This is a genomic window from Pseudomonas sp. TMP9 (genome assembly GCF_037943105.1).
Classification (GTDB): Bacteria; Pseudomonadota; Gammaproteobacteria; order Pseudomonadales; family Pseudomonadaceae; genus Aquipseudomonas.
On sequence record NZ_CP149803.1, the window covers coordinates 2774783 to 2794407 of the forward strand.

At 60.2% G+C, this 19625-nt stretch carries 14 protein-coding genes; 9 read left to right on the forward strand and 5 right to left on the reverse strand.

The window, feature by feature from the left end; genetic code table 11:
- The first annotated feature begins 135 nt into the window (after positions 1 to 135).
- The 7 genes from WF513_RS13250 to rlmF all read left to right on the forward strand — a co-directional run bounded on the left by WF513_RS13250 (position 136) and on the right by rlmF (position 9044).
- Complete coding sequence (locus tag WF513_RS13250) at positions 136 to 1626, forward strand: leucyl aminopeptidase (protein WP_339079851.1); 1491 nt, start codon at positions 136 to 138, stop codon at positions 1624 to 1626.
- 186 nt (positions 1627 to 1812) lie between these two features.
- Positions 1813 to 2232 (forward strand): DNA polymerase III subunit chi, encoded by a 420-nt coding sequence (locus tag WF513_RS13255; RefSeq protein ID WP_339079852.1) that lies wholly within the window; start codon positions 1813 to 1815, stop codon positions 2230 to 2232.
- 9 nt (positions 2233 to 2241) lie between these two features.
- Positions 2242 to 2625 (forward strand): DNA polymerase III subunit chi, encoded by a 384-nt coding sequence (locus tag WF513_RS13260; protein ID WP_339079853.1) that lies wholly within the window; start codon positions 2242 to 2244, stop codon positions 2623 to 2625.
- Between the two features lie 424 nt (positions 2626 to 3049).
- Positions 3050 to 5896, forward strand: coding sequence for a valine--tRNA ligase (locus WF513_RS13265; protein ID WP_339079854.1), 2847 nt, complete (start codon positions 3050 to 3052; stop codon positions 5894 to 5896).
- A 271-nt stretch (positions 5897 to 6167) separates the two neighbouring features.
- Positions 6168 to 7541, forward strand: coding sequence for a sodium:proton antiporter NhaD (nhaD, locus tag WF513_RS13270; RefSeq protein ID WP_339079855.1), 1374 nt, complete (start codon positions 6168 to 6170; stop codon positions 7539 to 7541).
- A 53-nt stretch (positions 7542 to 7594) separates the two neighbouring features.
- Positions 7595 to 7891 (forward strand): winged helix-turn-helix domain-containing protein, encoded by a 297-nt coding sequence (locus WF513_RS13275; protein ID WP_339079856.1) that lies wholly within the window; start codon positions 7595 to 7597, stop codon positions 7889 to 7891.
- Between the two features lie 112 nt (positions 7892 to 8003).
- Entirely contained in the window at positions 8004 to 9044 is a 1041-nt protein-coding gene (gene rlmF, locus WF513_RS13280) for a 23S rRNA (adenine(1618)-N(6))-methyltransferase RlmF (protein WP_339083575.1), read from the forward strand.
- A 240-nt stretch (positions 9045 to 9284) separates the two neighbouring features.
- On the opposite strand, the gene WF513_RS13285 is transcribed toward rlmF, so the two are convergent.
- The gene (locus WF513_RS13285) at positions 9285 to 10652 is read right to left on the reverse strand and encodes a hypothetical protein (protein WP_339079857.1); all 1368 of its coding nucleotides are present in this window, start codon (positions 10650 to 10652) and stop codon (positions 9285 to 9287) included.
- A 209-nt stretch (positions 10653 to 10861) separates the two neighbouring features.
- Here WF513_RS13285 and WF513_RS13290 point away from each other — a divergent pair, with 209 nt between their 5' ends.
- Complete coding sequence (locus WF513_RS13290) at positions 10862 to 11656, forward strand: transporter substrate-binding domain-containing protein (RefSeq protein ID WP_339079858.1); 795 nt, start codon at positions 10862 to 10864, stop codon at positions 11654 to 11656.
- A 36-nt stretch (positions 11657 to 11692) separates the two neighbouring features.
- Here the strand turns inward: WF513_RS13290 and WF513_RS13295 are convergent, their stop codons facing one another.
- The 4 genes from WF513_RS13295 to WF513_RS13310 form a co-directional block, all read right to left on the reverse strand.
- A complete protein-coding gene (locus WF513_RS13295) occupies positions 11693 to 13012 on the reverse strand; it encodes an AarF/ABC1/UbiB kinase family protein (protein ID WP_339079859.1) in 1320 nt (439 codons plus the stop codon).
- Between the two features lie 110 nt (positions 13013 to 13122).
- Entirely contained in the window at positions 13123 to 16560 is a 3438-nt protein-coding gene (locus WF513_RS13300; RefSeq protein WP_339079860.1) for an AAA family ATPase, read from the reverse strand.
- Positions 16557 to 17777 carry an exonuclease subunit SbcD gene (sbcD, locus tag WF513_RS13305; protein ID WP_339083577.1) on the reverse strand — a complete coding sequence of 407 codons (1221 nt, stop codon included), beginning with the start codon at positions 17775 to 17777 and terminating at the stop codon, positions 16557 to 16559. The genes WF513_RS13300 and sbcD overlap by 4 nt, the downstream gene beginning before the upstream one ends.
- Positions 17778 to 17785: 8 nt before the next feature.
- Positions 17786 to 18205 carry an Lrp/AsnC family transcriptional regulator gene (locus WF513_RS13310; RefSeq protein WP_339079861.1) on the reverse strand — a complete coding sequence of 140 codons (420 nt, stop codon included), beginning with the start codon at positions 18203 to 18205 and terminating at the stop codon, positions 17786 to 17788.
- Positions 18206 to 18330: 125 nt separating this feature from the next.
- Here WF513_RS13310 and yjeH point away from each other — a divergent pair, with 125 nt between their 5' ends.
- The gene (gene yjeH / locus WF513_RS13315; RefSeq protein ID WP_339079862.1) at positions 18331 to 19593 is read left to right on the forward strand and encodes an L-methionine/branched-chain amino acid transporter; all 1263 of its coding nucleotides are present in this window, start codon (positions 18331 to 18333) and stop codon (positions 19591 to 19593) included.
- Positions 19594 to 19625 lie beyond the last annotated feature (32 nt).

Below are 19625 nucleotides of genomic sequence, written 5' to 3' on the forward strand. Positions count from 1 at the left end.
ACTCCAGGGTTGTCAGGCTCAGCTGGCTCAGCACACACTAGCCACACTGCTTGCCGGCTCGCGCAACAGGCGAACCTCGAAAAAGAGCCGGCATTATCCTGCAATAGCGGCTCGTTGTCTTGGGGACACCACGTAATGGAATTTATTGTCAAAAGCGCACGCCCGGAAACACTAAAAACCGCCACTCTGGTTATCCCTGTCGGCGAGGGCGGCACACTCAGTGAAGCGGCTACGGCGCTCGACAGCGCCAGCTCAGGGGCTATCAGCGCCCTGCTCAAGCGCGGCGACCTGGCCGGCAAGCTCGGCCAGACCCTGCTGATGCACAGCCTGCCCAACCTTAAAGCTGAACGCATCCTGCTGGTCGGCACCGGCAAAGACAGCGAACTGTCGGACCGCCAACTGCGTAAAGTCATCACCAGCGTTTACGCCGCTCTGAAAAACCTTGGCGGCAGCGACGCGGTATTAGCCCTTGATGGCTTGCTTGTGAAAAACCGCGACACCTATGGCAAAACTCGCCTGATGGTGGAGAGCCTGGCCGATGCGGGTTACTGCTTTGACCGTTTCAAGAGCCAGAAAGCCGAAGCCGGCGCACTGAAGAAACTCACCCTGCTCAGCGACAAAGCGGGGCTAGCAGACACCGAGCGTGCCAGCACCCACGCGCAGGCGATTGCCGTTGGTATGGCCTTTACCAAAGACCTCGGCAACATGCCGCCGAACCTCTGCCACCCCAGTTATCTGGCGGAAGAAGCCAAAGCATTGGGCAAGGCTTACAAGAACCTCAAGGTCGAAATCCATGATGAGAAGGCGCTGAAAGAACTCGGCATGGGCGCCTTCCTCGCCGTGGCTCAGGGCAGCGACCAGCCGCCACGGATGATCGTGCTCAACTACCAGGGCGGCAAAAAATCTGAAAAGCCCTACGCCTTAGTCGGCAAAGGCATCACTTTTGATACCGGCGGCATCAGCATCAAGCCTGCCAGTGGCATGGATGAAATGAAGTACGACATGTGCGGTGCTGCCAGCGTATTTGGCACTCTGAAGGCCGTGCTTGAATTGCAGTTGCCGATCAACTTGGTGTGCGTTCTGGCCTGCGCCGAGAACATGCCGAGCGGCGGTGCTACGCGCCCGGGTGACATCGTCACCAGCATGAGCGGACAGACCGTGGAAATCCTCAACACCGACGCCGAAGGCCGTCTGGTGTTGTGTGATGCCCTGACCTATACCGAGCGTTTCAAGCCGCAAGCGGTGATCGACATTGCCACCCTCACCGGTGCTTGCATCGTCGCCTTGGGCAGCAATGTGTCGGGTCTGATGGGCAATAATGAGGCGTTGGTGCAGCAGATTCTCGACGCAGGCCTCGCCGCCGACGACCGTGCTTGGCAGTTGCCGCTGTATGACGAATATCAGGAACAGCTCGACAGCCCGTTTGCCGACATCGCCAATATCGGCGGCCCGAAGGCGGGCACCATAACTGCTGGTTGCTTCCTTTCGCGCTTTGCTAAGAAGTACCACTGGGCGCATTTGGACATCGCCGGCACAGCCTGGATCAGCGGCGGCAAAGACAAAGGCGCGACCGGTCGGCCAGTACCCATGCTGACGCAGTACCTACTGGATCGCAGTAACGCCTAATACGTCGAGGCAGGACTGCTGCGGGTCGGCGCTAGCGTTTAGCGCCGCACTTTGCCCTGGTGCTTAGGCGCCGCGCAGCAGATTCCAAGCAACGGCACGGTGAAGGTGCGGTTTTGAGTGCAATTGGCTGGTAAGCTGCGCGCCACCTGCCAGCCGCCTCTGGCAACAACGCCCAAGCGTGTCGTTATGCCCCGAATAGAATTTTACGTACTCTCCACCGCCGTGCCGGGCGACCGCCTACGTGCGGCGTGCCAGCTGACGATGAAAGCCTGGCGCGCTGGCCTGCCGGTATTTGTGCGTGGCAGCGATGCGCAGCAATGCAGCGAGGTCGATGAACTGCTGTGGCGTTTTAAGGCTGAGAGCTTCGTGCCGCACAGCCTGCAGCAAGATGATGCGCAAGCGCCGGTGGTGATTGGTCTGGACCAAGAACCGCTGATGACGCAAGGCGTCCTGATCAACCTAAGCCAGACCCTTTCACCGCAGGTCGAGCACTTTAGTCGGGTGATCGAAATCGTCAACCAAGAACCCAGCCTGCTGAGCGCCTGCCGGGACAATTTCCGCAGTTACCGCCAGCGCGGCTATGATCCCAAACGAGTCGAACTCTAGCAGCACATCATGGACAACCCGAACCCGTCGCAAAAACCCGCACACTTGCTGAACGACCTAGAGTCGATCCGCCAACTGCTGGGTGATGAAAACCTCGAACCCCCGCTGCTGATCGACTCACTCGACCCAGACAGCATTCCCCTGCTCTCAGAAATCGTCACCCCACCGCCTACTTTGGCAGCGTCAGCGCTAAGAGCTGCGCCGAGCCTGCGTGACACAGTGAGTCAGAGCATCAGCCGCGACAGCGAGGTCAATCGCCTAGACAGCGAACTGCGAGCTGCTGCTCAGCTAATTCTGCAGGATGTGATCGACGACTTCGTGCCGCAAATCGAGGCCGAACTCAAACGCCGCCTGGATGCCCGCTTGAGCCGCTTGCTGCCACCACGCAGGTAGCGGCTTAGGCGCAATGCAGCGGCGGCTAAAGCTTCGCCATGCCCGCCGCAGGCAATTAATGCGTAGCCCGGATAAGCCTTAGCGCAATCCGGGAGACCACAGCGCCGGATAACCCCAACACAATCCGGAAATCGCGGTCCCGGATTGCATCCGGGCTACGGGTCTAGCCCACAAGCAAGACGTCGCCATACCATCGCCAGCAATCAATCCGTAGCCCGGATAAGCCCTGGCGCAATCCGGGAGACCACAACGCCGGATAAACCCAACACCATCAAGCAATCGCGGTCCCGGATTGCATCCGGGCTAAGGGGGCGAACCGTTTGCCCGCCAGTCAGCCGCGCCGTGCTTGCCCTTACGCCACACCGGCCTTCCCCGCTATACTTGCCGGCTTTTCCGTCTAGCCGTCATAAGGGTCCCGCCGCGCATGGACAAGACCTACCAGCCGCACGCCATTGAAACCGCCCTCTACCAGAACTGGGAGGCGAACAACTATTTCGCCCCGCAGGGTGCGGGCGAGCCTTACACCATTATGATCCCGCCGCCGAACGTCACCGGCAGCCTGCACATGGGCCACGGCTTCAACAACTCGATCATGGATTGCCTGATTCGTTTGCGCCGCATGCAGGGTCGCAACACCCTGTGGCAGCCGGGCACCGACCACGCTGGCATCGCCACGCAAATGGTGGTTGAGCGCCAGCTGGCCGCCGAAGGCATTGGCCGGCACGATCTTGGCCGCGAGAAGTTCCTGGAAAAAATCTGGGAATGGAAAGAACAGTCCGGCGGCACCATCACCCGGCAGATCCGTCGTCTGGGCAGCTCGGTGGACTGGTCGCGCGAGCGCTTCACTATGGACGACGGCCTGTCCGAGTCGGTCAAAGAAGCCTTTGTCCGGCTGCACAAAGACGGCCTGATCTACCGCGGCAAGCGTCTGGTTAACTGGGACACCAAATTCCACACCGCCATCTCCGACCTCGAAGTAGAAAGCCACGACGAGAAAGGCAGCCTGTGGAACCTGCGTTACCCGCTGGCCGATGGCAACAAAACCGCCGACGGCAAGAATTACCTAACCGTCGCCACCACGCGCCCGGAAACCATGCTCGGCGACAGCGCTGTCGCGGTTAATCCGAATGACGAGCGCTATCAGGCGTTGATCGGCACCTTTATTGACCTGCCGCTGCTGGGCCGACGCATCCCGATCATCGCGGACGACTACTGCGACCCCGAATTCGGTACCGGCTGCGTAAAAATCACCCCAGCCCACGACTTCAATGACTACGAAGTCGGCAAGCGCCATAACCTGCCGCTGATCAACATTTTCGACAAAAACGCCGCCGTACTGGCTACCGCGCAGGTGTTCCACGGCGATGGCAGCGTTAACCCCGACTTCGACGGTAGCCTGCCCGCTGAGTACGCGGGCCTCGACCGTTTTGAAGCCCGCAAGCAAATCGTTGCCGCCTTCGACGCCGCCGGCCTGCTCGAAAGCATTGAGCCGCATGCCCTGAAAGTGCCGAAAGGCGACCGTTCCGGCACCATCATCGAGCCGTGGCTGACCGACCAGTGGTACGTCAGCACCAAGCCGCTGGCCGAAAAAGCTATCGCAGTGGTCGAGAGCGGTGAAATCCAGTTTGTGCCCAAGCAGTACGAGAACATGTATTTTTCCTGGATGCGCGACATCCAAGACTGGTGCATCAGCCGTCAGCTCTGGTGGGGCCACCGCATCCCGGCTTGGTACGACGAGGCCGGCAACGTCTATGTCGGCCGCGACGAAGCGGAAGTGCGCGCTGAACACAACCTCGGCGACATCAACCTGCGCCAAGATGAAGACGTCCTCGACACGTGGTTCAGCTCCGGCCTGTGGACCTTCTCCACCCTCGGCTGGCCCGAGCAGACCGATGCCCTCAAGACCTTCCACCCCACCGACGTTCTAGTGACTGGTTTTGACATCATCTTCTTCTGGGTGGCGCGGATGATCATGCTGTCCACTCACCTGACCGGGCAGATTCCGTTCAAGACCGTGTACGTGCACGGCTTAGTGCGCGATGGCCAAGGGCAGAAAATGTCCAAGTCCAAGGGCAATGTGCTCGACCCACTGGATATCGTCGACGGAATTACTCTGGATGAGCTGCTGGCAAAGCGTACCAGCGGTTTGATGCAACCCAAACTGGCCGAAAAAATCGCCAAACAGACCAAAGCGGAATTCCCAGACGGCATTGCCGCCTACGGCACCGACGCGCTGCGCTTCACCAACCTGGCGTTGGCCTCTACCGGCCGTGACATCAAGTTCGACATGGGCCGGGTTGAGGGTTACCGAAACTTCTGCAACAAAATCTGGAACGCCGCCAACTTCGTCATCGAAAACACCGATGGCCAGGACACCGGCGTCAACGGTGAGCCGGTCGAGCTCTCCTCGGTGGATCGCTGGATCATCTCCGCCCTGCAGCGCACCGAAGCCGACGTGATCCGTCACCTAGACGCCTTCCGCTTCGACCTAGCCGCGCACGCCCTCTATGAGTTTATCTGGGACGAGTACTGCGCCTGGTACTTGGAGCTGGTCAAGCCGGTGCTGTGGGACGAGAACGCCTCAGTCGAACGTCAGCGCGGCACCCGCCGCACGCTGGTGCGCGTGCTGGAAGTGGCACTGCGTCTAGCCCACCCGTTTATGCCGTTTATCACTGAAGAAATCTGGCAGCGCATCAAGGCGCAAGCCGGCGTCTCCCAAGGTGAAAAGCAAGGCGACACCATCATGCTGCAAGCTTGGCCAGTGGCCAACGAGAGCCGCATCGATGCTGCTGCCGAAGGCGACATCGAGTGGGTCAAGCAGCTGATGCTCGGCCTGCGCCAGATCCGTGGTGAGATGAAAATCTCCATGGCCAAGCGCATCGACATCATCCTGCAGAACGCCAGTGCAGAAGACCTGCGCCGCCTAGCCGACAACGCACCGCTGCTGAACAAGCTGGCCAAGCTGGAGTCGGTACGCGTACTCGAAGCCGGTGAAGATGCACCAATGTCTGCCACCGCACTAGTGGGTGAGATGCAGGTGTTAGTGCCCATGGCCGGGCTGATCGACAAGGACGCCGAACTGGCGCGCTTGGACAAAGAGATCGGCCGGCTCACCGGCGAAGTGCAGCGCGTGGGCGGCAAGCTCGCCAACGAAGGCTTCGTTGCCAAAGCGCCAGCCGAAGTGCTCGATAAAGAGCGTGCCAAGCTGAATGAGGCCGAGCAAGCACTGAGCAAAATGGTCGAGCAACGCGAGAAAATCGCTAACCTTTGAGTAACAACCCTCGACTAAAAAGCCCGCCGCCCTATACCGCGCGGGCTTTTTAGTATGGGCTTGGCGCTCGCCCGGCCGATCCGAAAAGGCGGCGCTAGGACCCTGCAGCGCTAACCCCTCGGAGGTATTAATTTATCCCGTGATCTGGCTTAAGGTCGCGCTGGTCAATCACAGCCCTGCCTTTTTCGGGAAAAATCAGGCATCTTCTGCCCCCTGAATTTTGGCAACCTTTTGTAATCTATTTCTCACCTTGGCTCAGGAACCCTCCACCATGTATGCGTTGATGGCGTTAATTTTCGTCTTTGGTTACCTGTGCATCGCACTGGAACATCCATTGAAGGTCGATAAAGCAGCCTCGGCGCTGCTGACTGCCGTGTTGGCGTGGACGGTTTTGGTGTTGGGCGCTGACAGCATCCTGCCGATGCTCGAAGCAGGCTCCCACGCCGCGGATAACACAGGACTGGTGGTAGGCGAGTTGCGCCATCATCTCGGTGAAATTTCCGAGATTCTGTTCTTCCTGATGGGTGCCATGACCATCGTTGAGCTTATTGATGCCCACGAAGGCTTCAAAGTCATCACCGACCGCATCCGCACCAACAAGCGCGTGCACCTGCTGTGGCTAATAGGCCTGATCACCTTCTTCCTCTCCGCCGCCCTGGATAACCTCGCCACCACGATCGTGATGATCTCGCTGCTGCGTAAGCTGGTCGATGATCAAAAAGAGCGCTGGTTCTACGCCGGCATCGTGGTGATTGCGGCTAACGCCGGTGGCGCGTGGTCACCTATTGGTGACGTCACCACCACCATGCTGTGGATCGGCAACCAAGTCACAGCCAGCGGCATCGTGGTCAAGCTGATCATCCCGAGCATAATCTGCCTGCTGGTGCCGTTGACCATTATGAGCTTCATCCTCAAGGGCACGATCACCCCACCCAAAGTGAAAGTAAGTCGCGAAAGCCGTCGCGACCCGACCAGTCCCTTCGAGCGTAACTTGGTGTTTTGCTTGGGTTTAGGCGCCCTGCTGTTCGTGCCGATTTTCAAAACCATTACCCACCTGCCGCCTTACATGGGCATTCTGTTTGGCCTCGGTGTTCTGTGGGTCACCACCGAAATCATTCACCGCAGCAAGAACAGCGAAGATAAAGACCCGCTCTCGGTGGTCGGCGTGTTGCGCCGTATCGATGTCACCAGCGTGCTGTTCTTCCTCGGCATCCTGCTGGCCGTCTCCAGCCTGTCCACCGCTGGGCACCTGACGCAGGTAGCAACCTACCTCAAAGACAGCCTGGGCAATGTCTACACCATTGCCATGTCCATCGGTCTGTTATCTGCGGTGGTGGATAACGTGCCGATGGTGGCCGGCGCCATGAAAATGTACCCGCTGGTCAGCCCTGAGGCTCTGGCTGCGGCCAGCCCTGAAGAGGTCAGCTGGCTGAGTAACTTTGTGGTCAATGGCAACTTCTGGGAAATGCTGGCGTATTGCGCCGGCACCGGCGGCAGCATCTTGATTATTGGTTCGGCGGCCGGTGTAGCCGCGATGGGCATGGAGAAGATCAACTTCATTTGGTACGTGAAGTACATCAGCGGCCTAGCCTTTGCCGGCTATATCGCTGGCGCACTGAGCTACATCGCGCTATTTGCTCTTTAAACCACGCAGCGAAGCGACTGCCAAACCAGCAGCCGCTTCGCGTCGGAGCCTTTATGCAGATCAGTAAAACCCGCAGCAGCTTCTACCGACGTTTGTATGTGGCCTGGCTGATCGACAGTGGCAGCGCTACCGACGTGCCAGCACTGATGGCGGTGACAGGTATGCCACGGCGTACCGCACAGGACACCCTCAGCGCCCTGAGCGAGCTGGATATCGATTGTGCTTTCGCCCAGCAAAGCGGTGAACGCAACAACGCCGGTCACTATGCGATCCGTGATTGGGGCGCGATCAACCCGCAGTGGATTGCCGCGAATCTAGCGCAGATCAAGGCTGTGCTCGGCTACCCGTAGCCCCTTTTGCTGCATGCCTGAGCCCCACGGAGTGCAGCGCGGCATGATCCCCAAGCACGCCACGCCCAGCTGTGGGAAAATCCCGCGTTCCCCAGCCTGCGATCCGCCTGCCATGTCCCTGCCGCCAAAACGTCCGAGCCGAAAACCTACCGCACCGCGCCCTGCACCCCGCAAGGCTGCTGCAAGCACACCTGATGCCGTTAAGCCGGGTGCAGCCAAGGGTTTGCTGCACCCACGCAATCGTCACCAAGGCCGTTATGACTTCCCCGCATTGATCACCGCCAGCCCAGAGCTCGCCGCCTTTTTGATCATCAATCCGTATGGCAATGAGAGCATCGACTTCGCCAACCCGGCAGCGGTCAAGGTGTTCAACCGGGCGTTGCTCAAGCAGTTTTATGGCATCAATCATTGGGATATCCCGGCAGATTACCTGTGCCCACCGATCCCTGGCCGAGCCGATTACCTGCATTACCTGGCGGATTTGCTGGCCACCAACAATGGGGGAGAAATCCCGCGCGGAGCCAACGTGCGCGCACTGGATATCGGTGTGGGCGCTAATTGCATTTATCCGCTGCTGGGTAACCGCGAATACGCTTGGCACTTTCTGGGTACCGATATCGCAGCCAGTGCCATCGCCTCAGCCAAGACCATCGTGCAGGCCAACCCTGGCTTGAGTGAAGCCATCGAGTTGCGTCAGCAAAACAATGATGCGCACATCTTCCAAGGGCTGCTGCACAGCGCTGAGCGTTTTGACCTGAGCCTGTGCAACCCGCCCTTCCATGCCAGCGCCGAAGAAGCCAGCAGCGGCAGCAAACGCAAATGGCGCAATTTGGGCAAACTCGACCCTAAACGCACACTGCCGGTGTTGAACTTCGGCGGCCAAGCAGCGGAGTTATGGTGCAAAGGCGGCGAAGCCGCATTCGTCAGCCAATTGATTAAAGAAAGCGTCGCTGTTGCCCAGCAGGTGCTGTGGTTTAGCAGCCTGATCTCCAAAGCCAGCAACCTGCCAATGGTCTACAACGCACTGAAAAACGCTGGCGCACTGCAGGTTAAGACCGTGGAGATGGCTCAGGGCCAGAAACAGAGCCGATTTGTTGCGTGGACCTTCCAGACGCCAGAGCAGCAACAGCGCTGGCGGCAAGAGCGCTGGTAAAACAGCCCCCGCAAACCGCAGCCCGGATGCAATCCGGGCACGCGTTGGACGCTCATAGAGCGTGTTGGCGCGCTTGGACTGAGCGCCGCAACACCCCTGTTTCCCCTTGCGCTGCGTGATGGGTTACGCCGCTGCGGTATAGGTACATGGCTACGGGGCGCTGGCGGCTAACCCACCCTACGAACTGAGAAGCAGCAGTCGGCCACACGCATTAGCTGCGCCTGGCCTGTATCCACCCAGTTATTTGACCAACTCAAACAGCGCAACGTTGCCGCTTTTCTCAAGCGCGGTAACCAAGAAATGTCGGCCGTTTTGCTCAACATGCGCCAAGCCTTCTGGCGCCAGATTGCCTGAACCAGCAGCTTCACCCGCGCCGATCACTTGCAGCACCTGTGGCTGCGCTGGCTGATCCAAATCGATCAATGCCAAGGCATCGGCGCGTTCTAAGGTGGCTACCACCAGTCGCTTACCAAAGGCGTCGAAGCTCACCACGCCTTCCGGCTCACTGCCTTTGTTAGGGCTGCGCGCGTCCGGGTAAACACCGGCTTCGGCAGCCTTGTCGTCGAGTTGGCTACCGGTGTCGCCGAGCAACTCGCCGCTCATGGCATCAAACACGCTGACTGTACGGCCACCGCCACTGGGCAAGCCTGCCTTGGTTTTAGCAATTTTCGGGTCGGTATCACCTTCGTCGGCGCTGATCAGGTAACGGCCATCGGCGCTCACTGCAATGGCATCCGGCTCGCGCAGGGCGAACAGCTCGGCAGACGGATCATACTTACCGTCATCGACGATATCGGCAGCATGGCGCACTGTGCCCAAGCCAAACACTTTGTCCAGTTTGCCCTGCTGCACATCGATCACGGCAATCGCATTGTTTTCCTGCAAGCTGACGAAGGCACGCGCACCATCCGGGCTGAAGGTCACGTATTCCGGCTCGATATGCTCAGGGCCGGTGCCGAACGGAATTTTCAGCTCTTCACCCTCAATCATTCGCTCCAGCAGGCGTTGATGCTCGACCTGGGTCGCGCCTTCAACGCCTGCCAGATCCGGTAGCTTGATCAAGCTGTGCGTGGCTGTCGCCACGCCGCTGCGCAGGTCGATCAGGCTAATTGAGCCTTCACCGCTGCGAAAACCCTCGCCGTCGCGCATATAGCCTTCGCCTTCGTTGGCCACCACCACAAAGTCGCCCTGAGGCGAAAACGCCAAGCTGTCTGGCCAAATACCGATTTCCACGGTATTGAGCAGCGTGCCATCAGTGGCTGCGCGGAATTCAACGCGGCCGTTTTTAAGGCCATCGCTGTTACGTATGCACACGGCAAAGATGTCTTCGCTGGGGTGGAATATCGCCGACGTAATTTCCCCTGCGCCTTCGGCCACTAGGTTATGCCGAGCAATACGATTGAGGCCCTTGGCCGGGTCCAGTTGCAGAATGTCCACCAAGCCTTCGGCGCTGTTGGATACGATCACACGCAGGGTCGACGGCTGCACACTAATAATCTCAGTGCCGGCGGCAAAGCCGCTCTGGTAAAGCGCCAACGGTTGCAGCTCAAGCGCTGAGGCAAGTGGAGCAAGGGCAAACAGTGCACAGAGTGTAGGAATTCGCAGCACAGCAACTATCCTTATGCAGACACAGAGGGAGTGGAGACTGGTCGTAGTTTTCACGCCACAGGTGACACTTTGATGACGCACTGACGGCCTACGCGGCTCGCAGTGAATACACCCGAGAGCGACACACAGGTGTCGCTCAGCGCTTGGCAATGCTAATAATGTTGATAAAGCGCCTGTCGACCCCGCGCACCGCTTTTGGAGGCTGCTTGATGAGATGGAAAACCCTGTTTGTGGCCCTGGGCTTATTGCTTACAACCGCCGCGCAGGCCAGCGAACAGCCAGAATTAAAGATCAGCGTCGGTGACTGGCCGCCTTATCTGTCCAGTGATCTGCAACACAATGGTGTAATCGCCCACCTGATCAGCGACGTGCTGGCTGATGAAGGCTATCGCGTAAGCTTTCAATTCCTGCCTTGGCCCCGCGCTTATTCGGCAGCCGCCGCCGGGCGCTTCGATGCCACCGCCGTATGGATGCATAAGGATGAGCGTGAAGCTGATTTTCTCTTCAGCGCGCCGCTGCTTGATGAACAGTTCGTATTTTTCCACTTAAAAAGCCTGCCCTTCGGCTGGCAGCGCTTCGACGACCTCACTGGCATGAAGCTGGGTGGCGGACTGAAGTACAGTTACGGCCCCCCGTTCGACGCCTTTCTTGCCGAAGGCAAAGTAAAGATGGAGCGCGTTTCCAGCGACCAGCAAAACTTCGAGAAGCTGCTCAAAGAGCGCGTGGTGCTCTACCCACAGGAAATTAACGTAGGTTACGCCGCGCTGCGCAGCCACTTCAGCGCCGCCGACCAAGCGCTCATCACCCATCACCCCAAGCCATTGCTGGTCAATCGCAGCTACTTGATGCTGCCGAAAAGCCTCGCCAGCAGCCCGGCGCTGCTTGAGCGCTTTAATAAGCGCTTACAGGCTTATCGTGACAGCGGCCGCTACCAGCGTTACTTCGATGACCTCCAGCAGGGTAAATACAATCAGCCGCCGCCGGTTGTGAACGTCAGCCAGTAGCGACTGCCGCTTGATAGGTCGCAGCCGGCGGCTGATTTAACGCGCGGCCTGGTGCGCTTGCACGAGATCCGCAACTGGCAGCGCCACGCCGAGGCGGCTGAGGTTCCAGTAGTGCCCTTCCAGCGTGCGGTTGACCAGCAAGGTCGCCGGTGCCGGTTGCAGGCTACCCAACGCGCCGAGCACATCCGGCAATAGCCGTTGCACCTGCTCATGCAGCGGCGTGGCGGCAAAGTCCCAGTTCACTCCGGGCTGCAACAGCGGCCCAAGCAAGCCATGCAACTGACGGTAAAAACCATACGGGATAGTCGACTTGGGCTGGCGCGTGCCGAGCGCCTGAAAGCCCTGCTCCAACTGCTCGCCATCCCGCGCTTGCAGAGCCTTGAAGGTTTGCACGTAGGCCGCCAGTAATGGCGCCGGCAGGGCTCGCACACAGCCAAAGTCATACACCACCAGCTCTCCAGCAGCGGTGTAAGCAAAATTGCCGGGGTGCGGATCAGCGTGCAGCAGGCCCAGCTCAAAGGCTTGGGCACTAAGCCAGCGTACCAAGGTGTGGGCTAAACGCTCACGCACCTCGCTACTGGCTTGGGCGACATCGGCAAAGGGCAAACCCGGCTCCTCGGTCAGCGCCAAAACACCGGGACGGCACAGGTCTTCCTGCGGTTGCGGCAGGCGCAAGCCGGGCCAGTCGGCAAAATGCGCACGAAAAAGCTGCAAGCGGCGCATCTCTGCCGGGTAATCCAGCTCAGCTTCGATGACTGCCGTCAGTTCCTCGTGCAGGCCCTGCAATTGTTTGGCCGGCGAGCGAAACAAGCGCCCCAACGGCAATAAGCGGCGTAATTGCTTGAGGTCCGCCTGACAAATTTCAGCAATGCCGGGGTATTGCACCTTGAGCACCAACGCCCGCCCATCCAAGGCGACAGCCCGATGCACTTGGCCCAGCGAGGCCGCGGCAAAAGGTTGCTCGTCGATGTGCTGAAAAAACTGCCCGAGGTCCGCGCCGTAAACCTGTTGCAGATGCCCGCGCAGCGCACTGAAAGGCAATGCCGGCACACGGTTTTGCAGCGCGCTCAACGCGCGTGCCACCGGCTCCGGCAGCACGCCTTGCCACTGCGAGGCCATTTGCCCCAGCTTAAGCACCGGGCCTTTCATCTCGCCCAGTACGTCGGTGAGTAAATCACCCACCGGTTGCCAATCAATCCCACTGCGGCCCGGCCGCAAACGCTGCCCCAGCACGCTGGTGCCGATGCGTGTGGCAGTCCCCGCCAACGTCAGAAAACGACCCAGCGCAGAAGCAGAAGGTGGAGCAGCGGGAGGCTTGGCCATGCGGTCATACTCATCGGAACGAGGCGTGATCATGCACCGGCACTTGGCTGCGACCAAGCATTAAGGCTATTTATTACGGGGTATGAATGAGGAAAGTGCGCACCTTAGGCAAACAAGGCGAGCGCACCTCAAGCACCCACCAGTTAGCCCGCGCCCAGGGCAAAACGCTTGTCTAGGCCGCTGTAGCCCATGCCGACGCCTTTGTGCACTTTCAGCTGCACCGGAATGCGCTCCTTGAGTGCCTCCACATGGCTGATGATGCCAATCATCTTGCCGCTGGCGTTGAGGCTATCCAGCGCGTCCAAGGCCACTTCAAGGGTTTCGCCGTCGAGGGTACCGAAGCCTTCATCCAGAAACAGCGAGTCGATGCTGGTCTTGTGACTGACCAAATCCGAGAGCGCCAAGGCCAACGCCAAGCTGACCAAAAAGCTCTCACCGCCAGACAGGGTCTTGGTGTCGCGCGCTGCATCCGCTTGCCAGGTGTCAATCACTTCCAGCTCCAACTCGCCGCTGCTACGCCGCGCCAACTGGTAGCGGCCGTGCAAACGTTCGAGCTGCTGGTTGGCCAAGTAGACCAAATGATCCAGGGTCAGGCCTTGGGCAAACTTGCGGTACTTGGCGCCATCGGCTGAGCCGATCAGGCTGTTGAGTTGCTGCCACAGGTCGTAGTCGTCCTGCTTGGTGCTGATTGAGGCGAACAGGCTGTGCTGGCCGAGTCTGCGTGCGTCATCGCCTTGCAACTGGGCGCGGATTTCACCTTGGCGCTGAGTCACCGCCCGGAGCTGGACGACCACGGCCTGCAACTGCTCATCCAATTGTTCAAGGCTCAGCGCCGGATGCCCTAACGCCTGCAACTGCGCCAGCTGTTGCGCGCTGGACAGCAACAACGCCTGAGCCTCAGTCAGGGCTTTTTCCAGGCGCCCTTTGAGGGCACTCAACTGCGCCTGCTGTTCATCACTGAGCCGCGCTGCTAGGTAGGCTGCCTCATTGGCAAAAGCGCTCAGGTTCAATACCTCAGCCCAGGCCTGCTGCTGGTGTTGCAAGGCGCTGTGCGCTTGGCTGAGGTGCTCGCTGAGGGTTTGCTGTTGGCCCTGCAACCCACTCACAACCTGCACCGCAAGCGCATGCCCCTGCTCGGCAGCCGCTAGGCGTGCGCGGGCTTCAGCCGCTACCGGTAAAACGGGCAATGCGGGCAATGCGGGCAGCGCTTGCTGTTGCAGACGCTGCTGCCAACGCGTGGCAACGTCCTGACTGGCAGTCAGGCCATGCTGTTCATCGCGCAGGCGCTCCAGCAGCTCGCGGACTTGTTGCTGCTGTTGTTGCCAATGCGTCCACTCCTGCTCACGCTGCTGCAGCCACTCATCGCCCTCCTCCGGCAGGCTGTAGCCAAACTGCGCGAGGGTGACCGCCAACTGCTCTTGCTGCTGCCCCTGTTGCTGCTGCAAGCGCTGCAGCAGCCTGTCGATATCACTTAGCAGGCTCTGCTGATTATCCTGCTTGCTGAGCAGTAAGGTCTGTTCAGCGCGCTGCTGCTGCTGGCTGTTTTGCGCCTGCTGAGCCGCCTCGCGCGCGGCGTACAGGGCGAGCTTGCGCTGCTCAAGTTGCGCCAGGCGCACCTGCACCTGCGACAGCTGCTGAGCATGTTCCTGCACCGCCGCTTTGAGCGCGGCGGCATCCGCCAGAGGCTGATCCAACACCTGGCATTGCTGCTGCCACAGCTCGGCCTGCTGCAGACGCGTCTGTTCAACCTGCTGGAGTTGCAGGCGCTGCTGGTCGATGCGCTCGCTCAACGTGGCGCCATCACTGCGCAGGTTTTCGCCCTGCTCGCCCAACACCTTGAGTTGCTCACGCTTGGCCTGCAACGTGGCCGCCGTGGCCGAACTGTCCAACGCCTGATAAGCCGCAATGGCCGGATGCTCCAGCGAGCCACAGAGCGGGCAAGCCTGCTCGGGCTGCAATTGCTCGCGGTACTGCTCCAAGGCCTGAATGCGCTGCTCCTGCAGCAGCAGGGTTTCCTTGTCGCGCACCTGCTGCTGCACATCACGGTACTGCTCACGCAGGCTGATCAGCGCTTGCTCCTGTGCCGCTTTCTGTTGCTCCTGAGCCAACAAGGCGCTGCTCAATTGTTCCGCTTGCTTGGTCAACTCCTGCCTGCGTTGGGCAATCTGTTCCAGGCGTTGCAGCACATGCCCCTGCTCCACCAGACGCTGCCCATGCTCGCGCATGGCAGGCTCGGCTTCTCCGGCCAGCAACTGCTCAAGCAGGGTTTGCTGTTCGCCTTGTAGCGTATGCGCAGCGACCAAAGCCGCTTCGGCTGCCACCAGTTGCCCTTGCAGATGTTGCTGGTGCTGCGCCAGCTGAACACCTGCAGCCTGCTGTTGCTGCTGCTTAGCCAGTTGCTCAGTGACGGTCACGACCAGCTGATTTCGTGCGGCAAACTGCTCGCGCCAGACGCCCAGTTGCGCACCCAGTTGACTGCGCTGGGGGTGTTGATCCAGCTGCGCCTGCACGGCCTGCTGCTGAGCGCTGAGCTGGGCAACAGTGGCTTGCCTGGCCACGACCATCTGCTGGCTGAACTGACAGGCCTGCCAAAGCTGCTGCGCCACCTGCTGATCCGCCTGCTGCAGGTCGCCGGTGATGCGCTGCAGGTCGGCCTGACGCTGTTCTGTCTGCTGCTGGCTAAGCTGCCACGCGTGATGCAGCGGTTGCAGCTTGAACGCCGGGACGCTGTCAGCGAGCGCCTGCAACTGCGGCTGAGCATCCAGCAGAGATTGCTGCGCCCGCTGCTCTTGAGTGTGCGCTTGCTGCTGCTGGCTGAGCGCTTTGCTCAGATCAAGCGCATGTTGGCGCTGCTGCTGGTAGCCCTGCTGCTGGCTGCTGAGGGCGGCTTCCTGCTTGCTCAGTTGCGCTGTTTCATCCTGCAACTGCTGGCGCTGCTCGGCGCTCAGCAGCTCAACCCCCTCGGCGCGGGCACGCAGTTGCTCAAGCGCGACCTTGACCTCGCGGGTCTGCTCAAACACCCGCTGGGAAATCTGCCCGTAGATATCGGTGCCGGTCAGCTCTTCCAGCAGTTCAGCGCGCTGGTTGGCGTTGGCTTCGAGAAAGGCGGCAAAGCCGCCCTGAGCGAGCAGCATGGATTTGGTAAAGCGCTCGAAGTCCAGCCCGGTGAGGCGTTCGGTTTCGCGCAGTTTCTCGTTGATTTTGTCGGTGATGATCTGCCCGTCAGCCGCCGCTAATTCGACCTTGGGCGCTTGTAACGCACCATCGGCTTTACCGCGGGCGCGGCGTTGGCTCCAGAAAGCGCGATACGCAACGCCCTTGACCTCAAATTCAACCTCGGCCAAACAATCCGCCGTGTGCCGGGTCATCAGTTCGTTGGCACTGGCCGACACCGTGCTCATGCGCGGCGTGCGGTGATAAAGCGCCAGGCAGATGGCATCCAGCAGCGTGGTCTTGCCGGCGCCGGTCGGCCCGGTGATGGCGAACAGGCCGTTGTCTTTAAACGGCTCGGCGGTGAAGTCGATCTTCCACTCACCCTTGAGCGAATTGAGGTTTTTCAGGCGCAGGCTAAGAATCTTCATTGGTCGCCCTCGCGCAGCTCGCTCACCACTTGTTTATACAGCCCCAGCAGGCGTGCCTGCTCATCGCCTTCAAGGCTTTCGCTGCTCAAGCGTTGGGCAAACACCTCGTCAACACTCAGTTCATCCAGGGTTTCCTTAGCCTGGCCGTGCAAGCTGGCGCTGGCAGTGCCGCGCTCGCGGCGGATGCGCAGCACCTCGACCGGCAAGCCTTCACAGAGGACGGCGATACGCTGCTGTAAATCGCTTAGGTAATCGTCGGTGCCCACCAGCACTTCCAGCCACACCGGCTGCTCGGCACTGCCCAGCTTGGCCGCCTCTTGAATGGCCACTTCAAGCTCTTTGAGTGAGCCGCGCAGCGACAGCAGCGGCTGAAAGCGCGGCACCGGCAAGGCTTGAATAGTGCGCAAACCGCTGCCATCCAGCTCCACCAACAACACTTCTTTTTGCTGCTTGGCTTCATCAAAACTCAGAGGGATGGGCGAGCCGCAGTAGCGAATATGTTCAAGGCCGCCGACCTTCTGCGGACGATGGATATGCCCCAGGGCGATATAAGCCGCCGGCGGGAAGGCGCTGGTGGGAAAAGCCTCCAGGCTGCCGACATAAATCTCGCGCACCGAATCGCTGGCGCTGGCGCCGACGGTGGTCAGGTGACCGGTGGCAATAATCGACAGGTCGCCGCCCAGTTCTGCGCGCCGGGTTTCAGCCAGGGCATAGAGGCGTTGATAGTGCTGCTGGATCGCCTGCTGTAAGGACTGCTGTTTATCCTGGGCGCTCTGGCCGGCCTGGCTAAGCAACACATCGCGCGGACGGATAAAGGGAATAGCGCAGAGCAACGCACCGACTGAACCGTCGCGCCGATGCAGGGCCAGCAACTGCTCATCAAGCGGCTCACAGACGCCGGGAATCACCCGCGTACCCAATTGCGCCAGCAGGGTTTTACTCTCGCCGAGCATGGCCACCGAGTCATGGTTACCGCCGAGCACCACTAGCTCGCAACCCGTTGCACGCAACTCGACGATAAAACGGTTGTACTGCTCACGGGCATAACTGGGCGGCGCGCCGGTGTCGAAAATATCGCCGGCAATCAACACGGCATCCGCCACATGAGTGTGCACCTGCTCAATCAGCCAGGCACAGAAGGCCTGGTGTTCGGCCTGGCGATTCTTGCCCATAAAGTACTGGCCGAGGTGCCAGTCTGAGGTGTGCAGAATGCGTATGGGCTGAGTCAAAACTGCCAATCCTTAACCATGATGTGAGTCTTCACTTTCTGCATACCGGGGAAGTTCTCGATCTCGCCGCGCACTTCACTGAAGCGCAGCATCGACGGCGCTTCGATGTACACCAACATATCGGTCTCGCCACTGATACCACTGCAGCGGCGCACTTCGGGAAATACGCGCATCAGTTCGACATAGTGCTCGCAGCGCCCGCCACTGTAGAACAGTTCCAGATAGACCTTGATTGCCGCCTCACCTGGCACCGCAACATGAGCGTGATAACCGCTGATGATGCCGCTGTGCTCTAACTGGCGTATGCGCTCGCTAACCGCCGAGCGCGACAGGCTGACCTCGCGGGCGATCTGGCTGACGGGTAAGCGCGCATCGGCGCGCAGCAAGGCGAGTATCTGCTGGTCAAACTTGTCCACGGGGTGCTCTCAAAAGCAATGTGCTGAAAAATGCCGCCACTTCGCCGGGCAAAACCGACGCTTCGCCAGCTGCCTGATTCAGGTGGGCGTATTAACATGGCGAACGAAACTGCAGAGCATACAACATGAGTCGTCTGAACCAGGAAATAGGCCTGCTACAAGGGATTGGCCTGCTGAGTACGTCATTGCTTGGCACCGGGATTTTCGTGGTTCCGGCGCTGGCGGCAACCGCTGCCGGCGAGGCGTCGCTGTGGGCCTGGATGATCCTTATCGCCCTGGTCTTACCGGTGGCCTTTACCTTTGCTCAACTGGGCCGTCGCTTCCCCCATGCCGGCGGTGCGCCGCACCTGATTGGCCGGGCCTTTGGTCCTCGCATGGAACGCCTCAGCGCCCTGCTGTTTCTCGCCGTACTGCCGGTGGGTTTACCGGCTGCGCTGAGTATCGCCAGCGGCTTCTGGCAAGCGCTGTTCGACCTCACCCATAACCAGGCCTTGATCATTCAGCTGGCCACATTGGCCGCCATCCTGTTGCTCGGCCAACGCCCCGCTAAAGCCTCGGGCTTGATTCAAGGCGCGATTGCCGTGGCCATTATCAGCACCGTCGCGCTGATCTGGTGGGTCGGCGATTTGCCCACCAGCAGCCAACCACTGCTGCCACCCATCAGCGGCTCCTGGCATTTACTGCCGGCGGCGCTGGGCGTGATGTTCTGGTGCTTTGTCGGCATTGAGGCCTTCACCCACATGGGCGAAGAGTTCAAGAACCCCGCGCGCGACTTCCCCCTGGCCTTGCTGTTCGGCGTGCTGCTGGCCGGGCTTGTGTACTGGGCCTGCTCGGTGGCGGTGCTGAGTTTTCATGCCTATGGCGATGTGCGAACTGATGCCGCGTCCCTGCCCCACTTGCTCGATGTGTTGCTGGGCGAGAAGGCCCGCTGGCTGGCCGCCACGGTCGGTTACCTGGCCTGCTTCGCCTCGATGAATGTCTATATGCAGGGCTTTGCCCGGCTGATCTGGAGCCTGGCTGACGAGGGTAAACTGCCGGCCCGCTTGGCCCAGCGCAACCAGCATGGCGTGCCTGCGCGCGCCCTGTTGCTGGTGGTGCTGGCATGCGCGTTGTGCGCCGTTTTGGCCAGCGTGCTGGAACTCACGGTGGACGACCTGATCCGCTATGCCAACGGCAATTTCGTGCTGGTTTACCTGCTCAGCATGGCGGCTGGTTGGGTATTGTTGCGCGGCGTTTGGCGCTGGCTGGCGGCGTTCAGTGCGCTGCTCTGCGCTCTAGTGCTGCTGATGTTGGGCATGGACGCCGGGTATGCCTTGGGCTTGCTGGCGGTGCTTGCACTACTCGATCGCTGGCGCGAACAGAGAAATGCACGCGTGCTCGCCGTATGATGAGTGCGGGCTGTAAAACTAATAGCCGGCGA

What these genes read in the sequence shown, in the direction of transcription:
- WF513_RS13300 (WP_339079860.1), bottom strand. Translation starts at nt 16,560, where the DNA reads ATGAAGATTCTTAGCCTGCGCCTGAAAAACCTCAATTCGCTCAAGGGT.
- WF513_RS13290 (WP_339079858.1), top strand. Translation starts at nt 10,862, where the DNA reads ATGAGATGGAAAACCCTGTTTGTGGCCCTGGGCTTATTGCTTACAACC.
- WF513_RS13260 (WP_339079853.1), top strand. Translation starts at nt 2,242, where the DNA reads ATGGACAACCCGAACCCGTCGCAAAAACCCGCACACTTGCTGAACGAC.
- WF513_RS13250 (WP_339079851.1), top strand. Translation starts at nt 136, where the DNA reads ATGGAATTTATTGTCAAAAGCGCACGCCCGGAAACACTAAAAACCGCC.
- WF513_RS13275 (WP_339079856.1), top strand. Translation starts at nt 7,595, where the DNA reads ATGCAGATCAGTAAAACCCGCAGCAGCTTCTACCGACGTTTGTATGTG.
- rlmF (WP_339083575.1), top strand. Translation starts at nt 8,004, where the DNA reads ATGTCCCTGCCGCCAAAACGTCCGAGCCGAAAACCTACCGCACCGCGC.
- WF513_RS13255 (WP_339079852.1), top strand. Translation starts at nt 1,813, where the DNA reads ATGCCCCGAATAGAATTTTACGTACTCTCCACCGCCGTGCCGGGCGAC.
- WF513_RS13265 (WP_339079854.1), top strand. Translation starts at nt 3,050, where the DNA reads ATGGACAAGACCTACCAGCCGCACGCCATTGAAACCGCCCTCTACCAG.
- yjeH (WP_339079862.1), top strand. Translation starts at nt 18,331, where the DNA reads ATGAGTCGTCTGAACCAGGAAATAGGCCTGCTACAAGGGATTGGCCTG.
- WF513_RS13295 (WP_339079859.1), bottom strand. Translation starts at nt 13,012, where the DNA reads ATGATCACGCCTCGTTCCGATGAGTATGACCGCATGGCCAAGCCTCCC.
- nhaD (WP_339079855.1), top strand. Translation starts at nt 6,168, where the DNA reads ATGTATGCGTTGATGGCGTTAATTTTCGTCTTTGGTTACCTGTGCATC.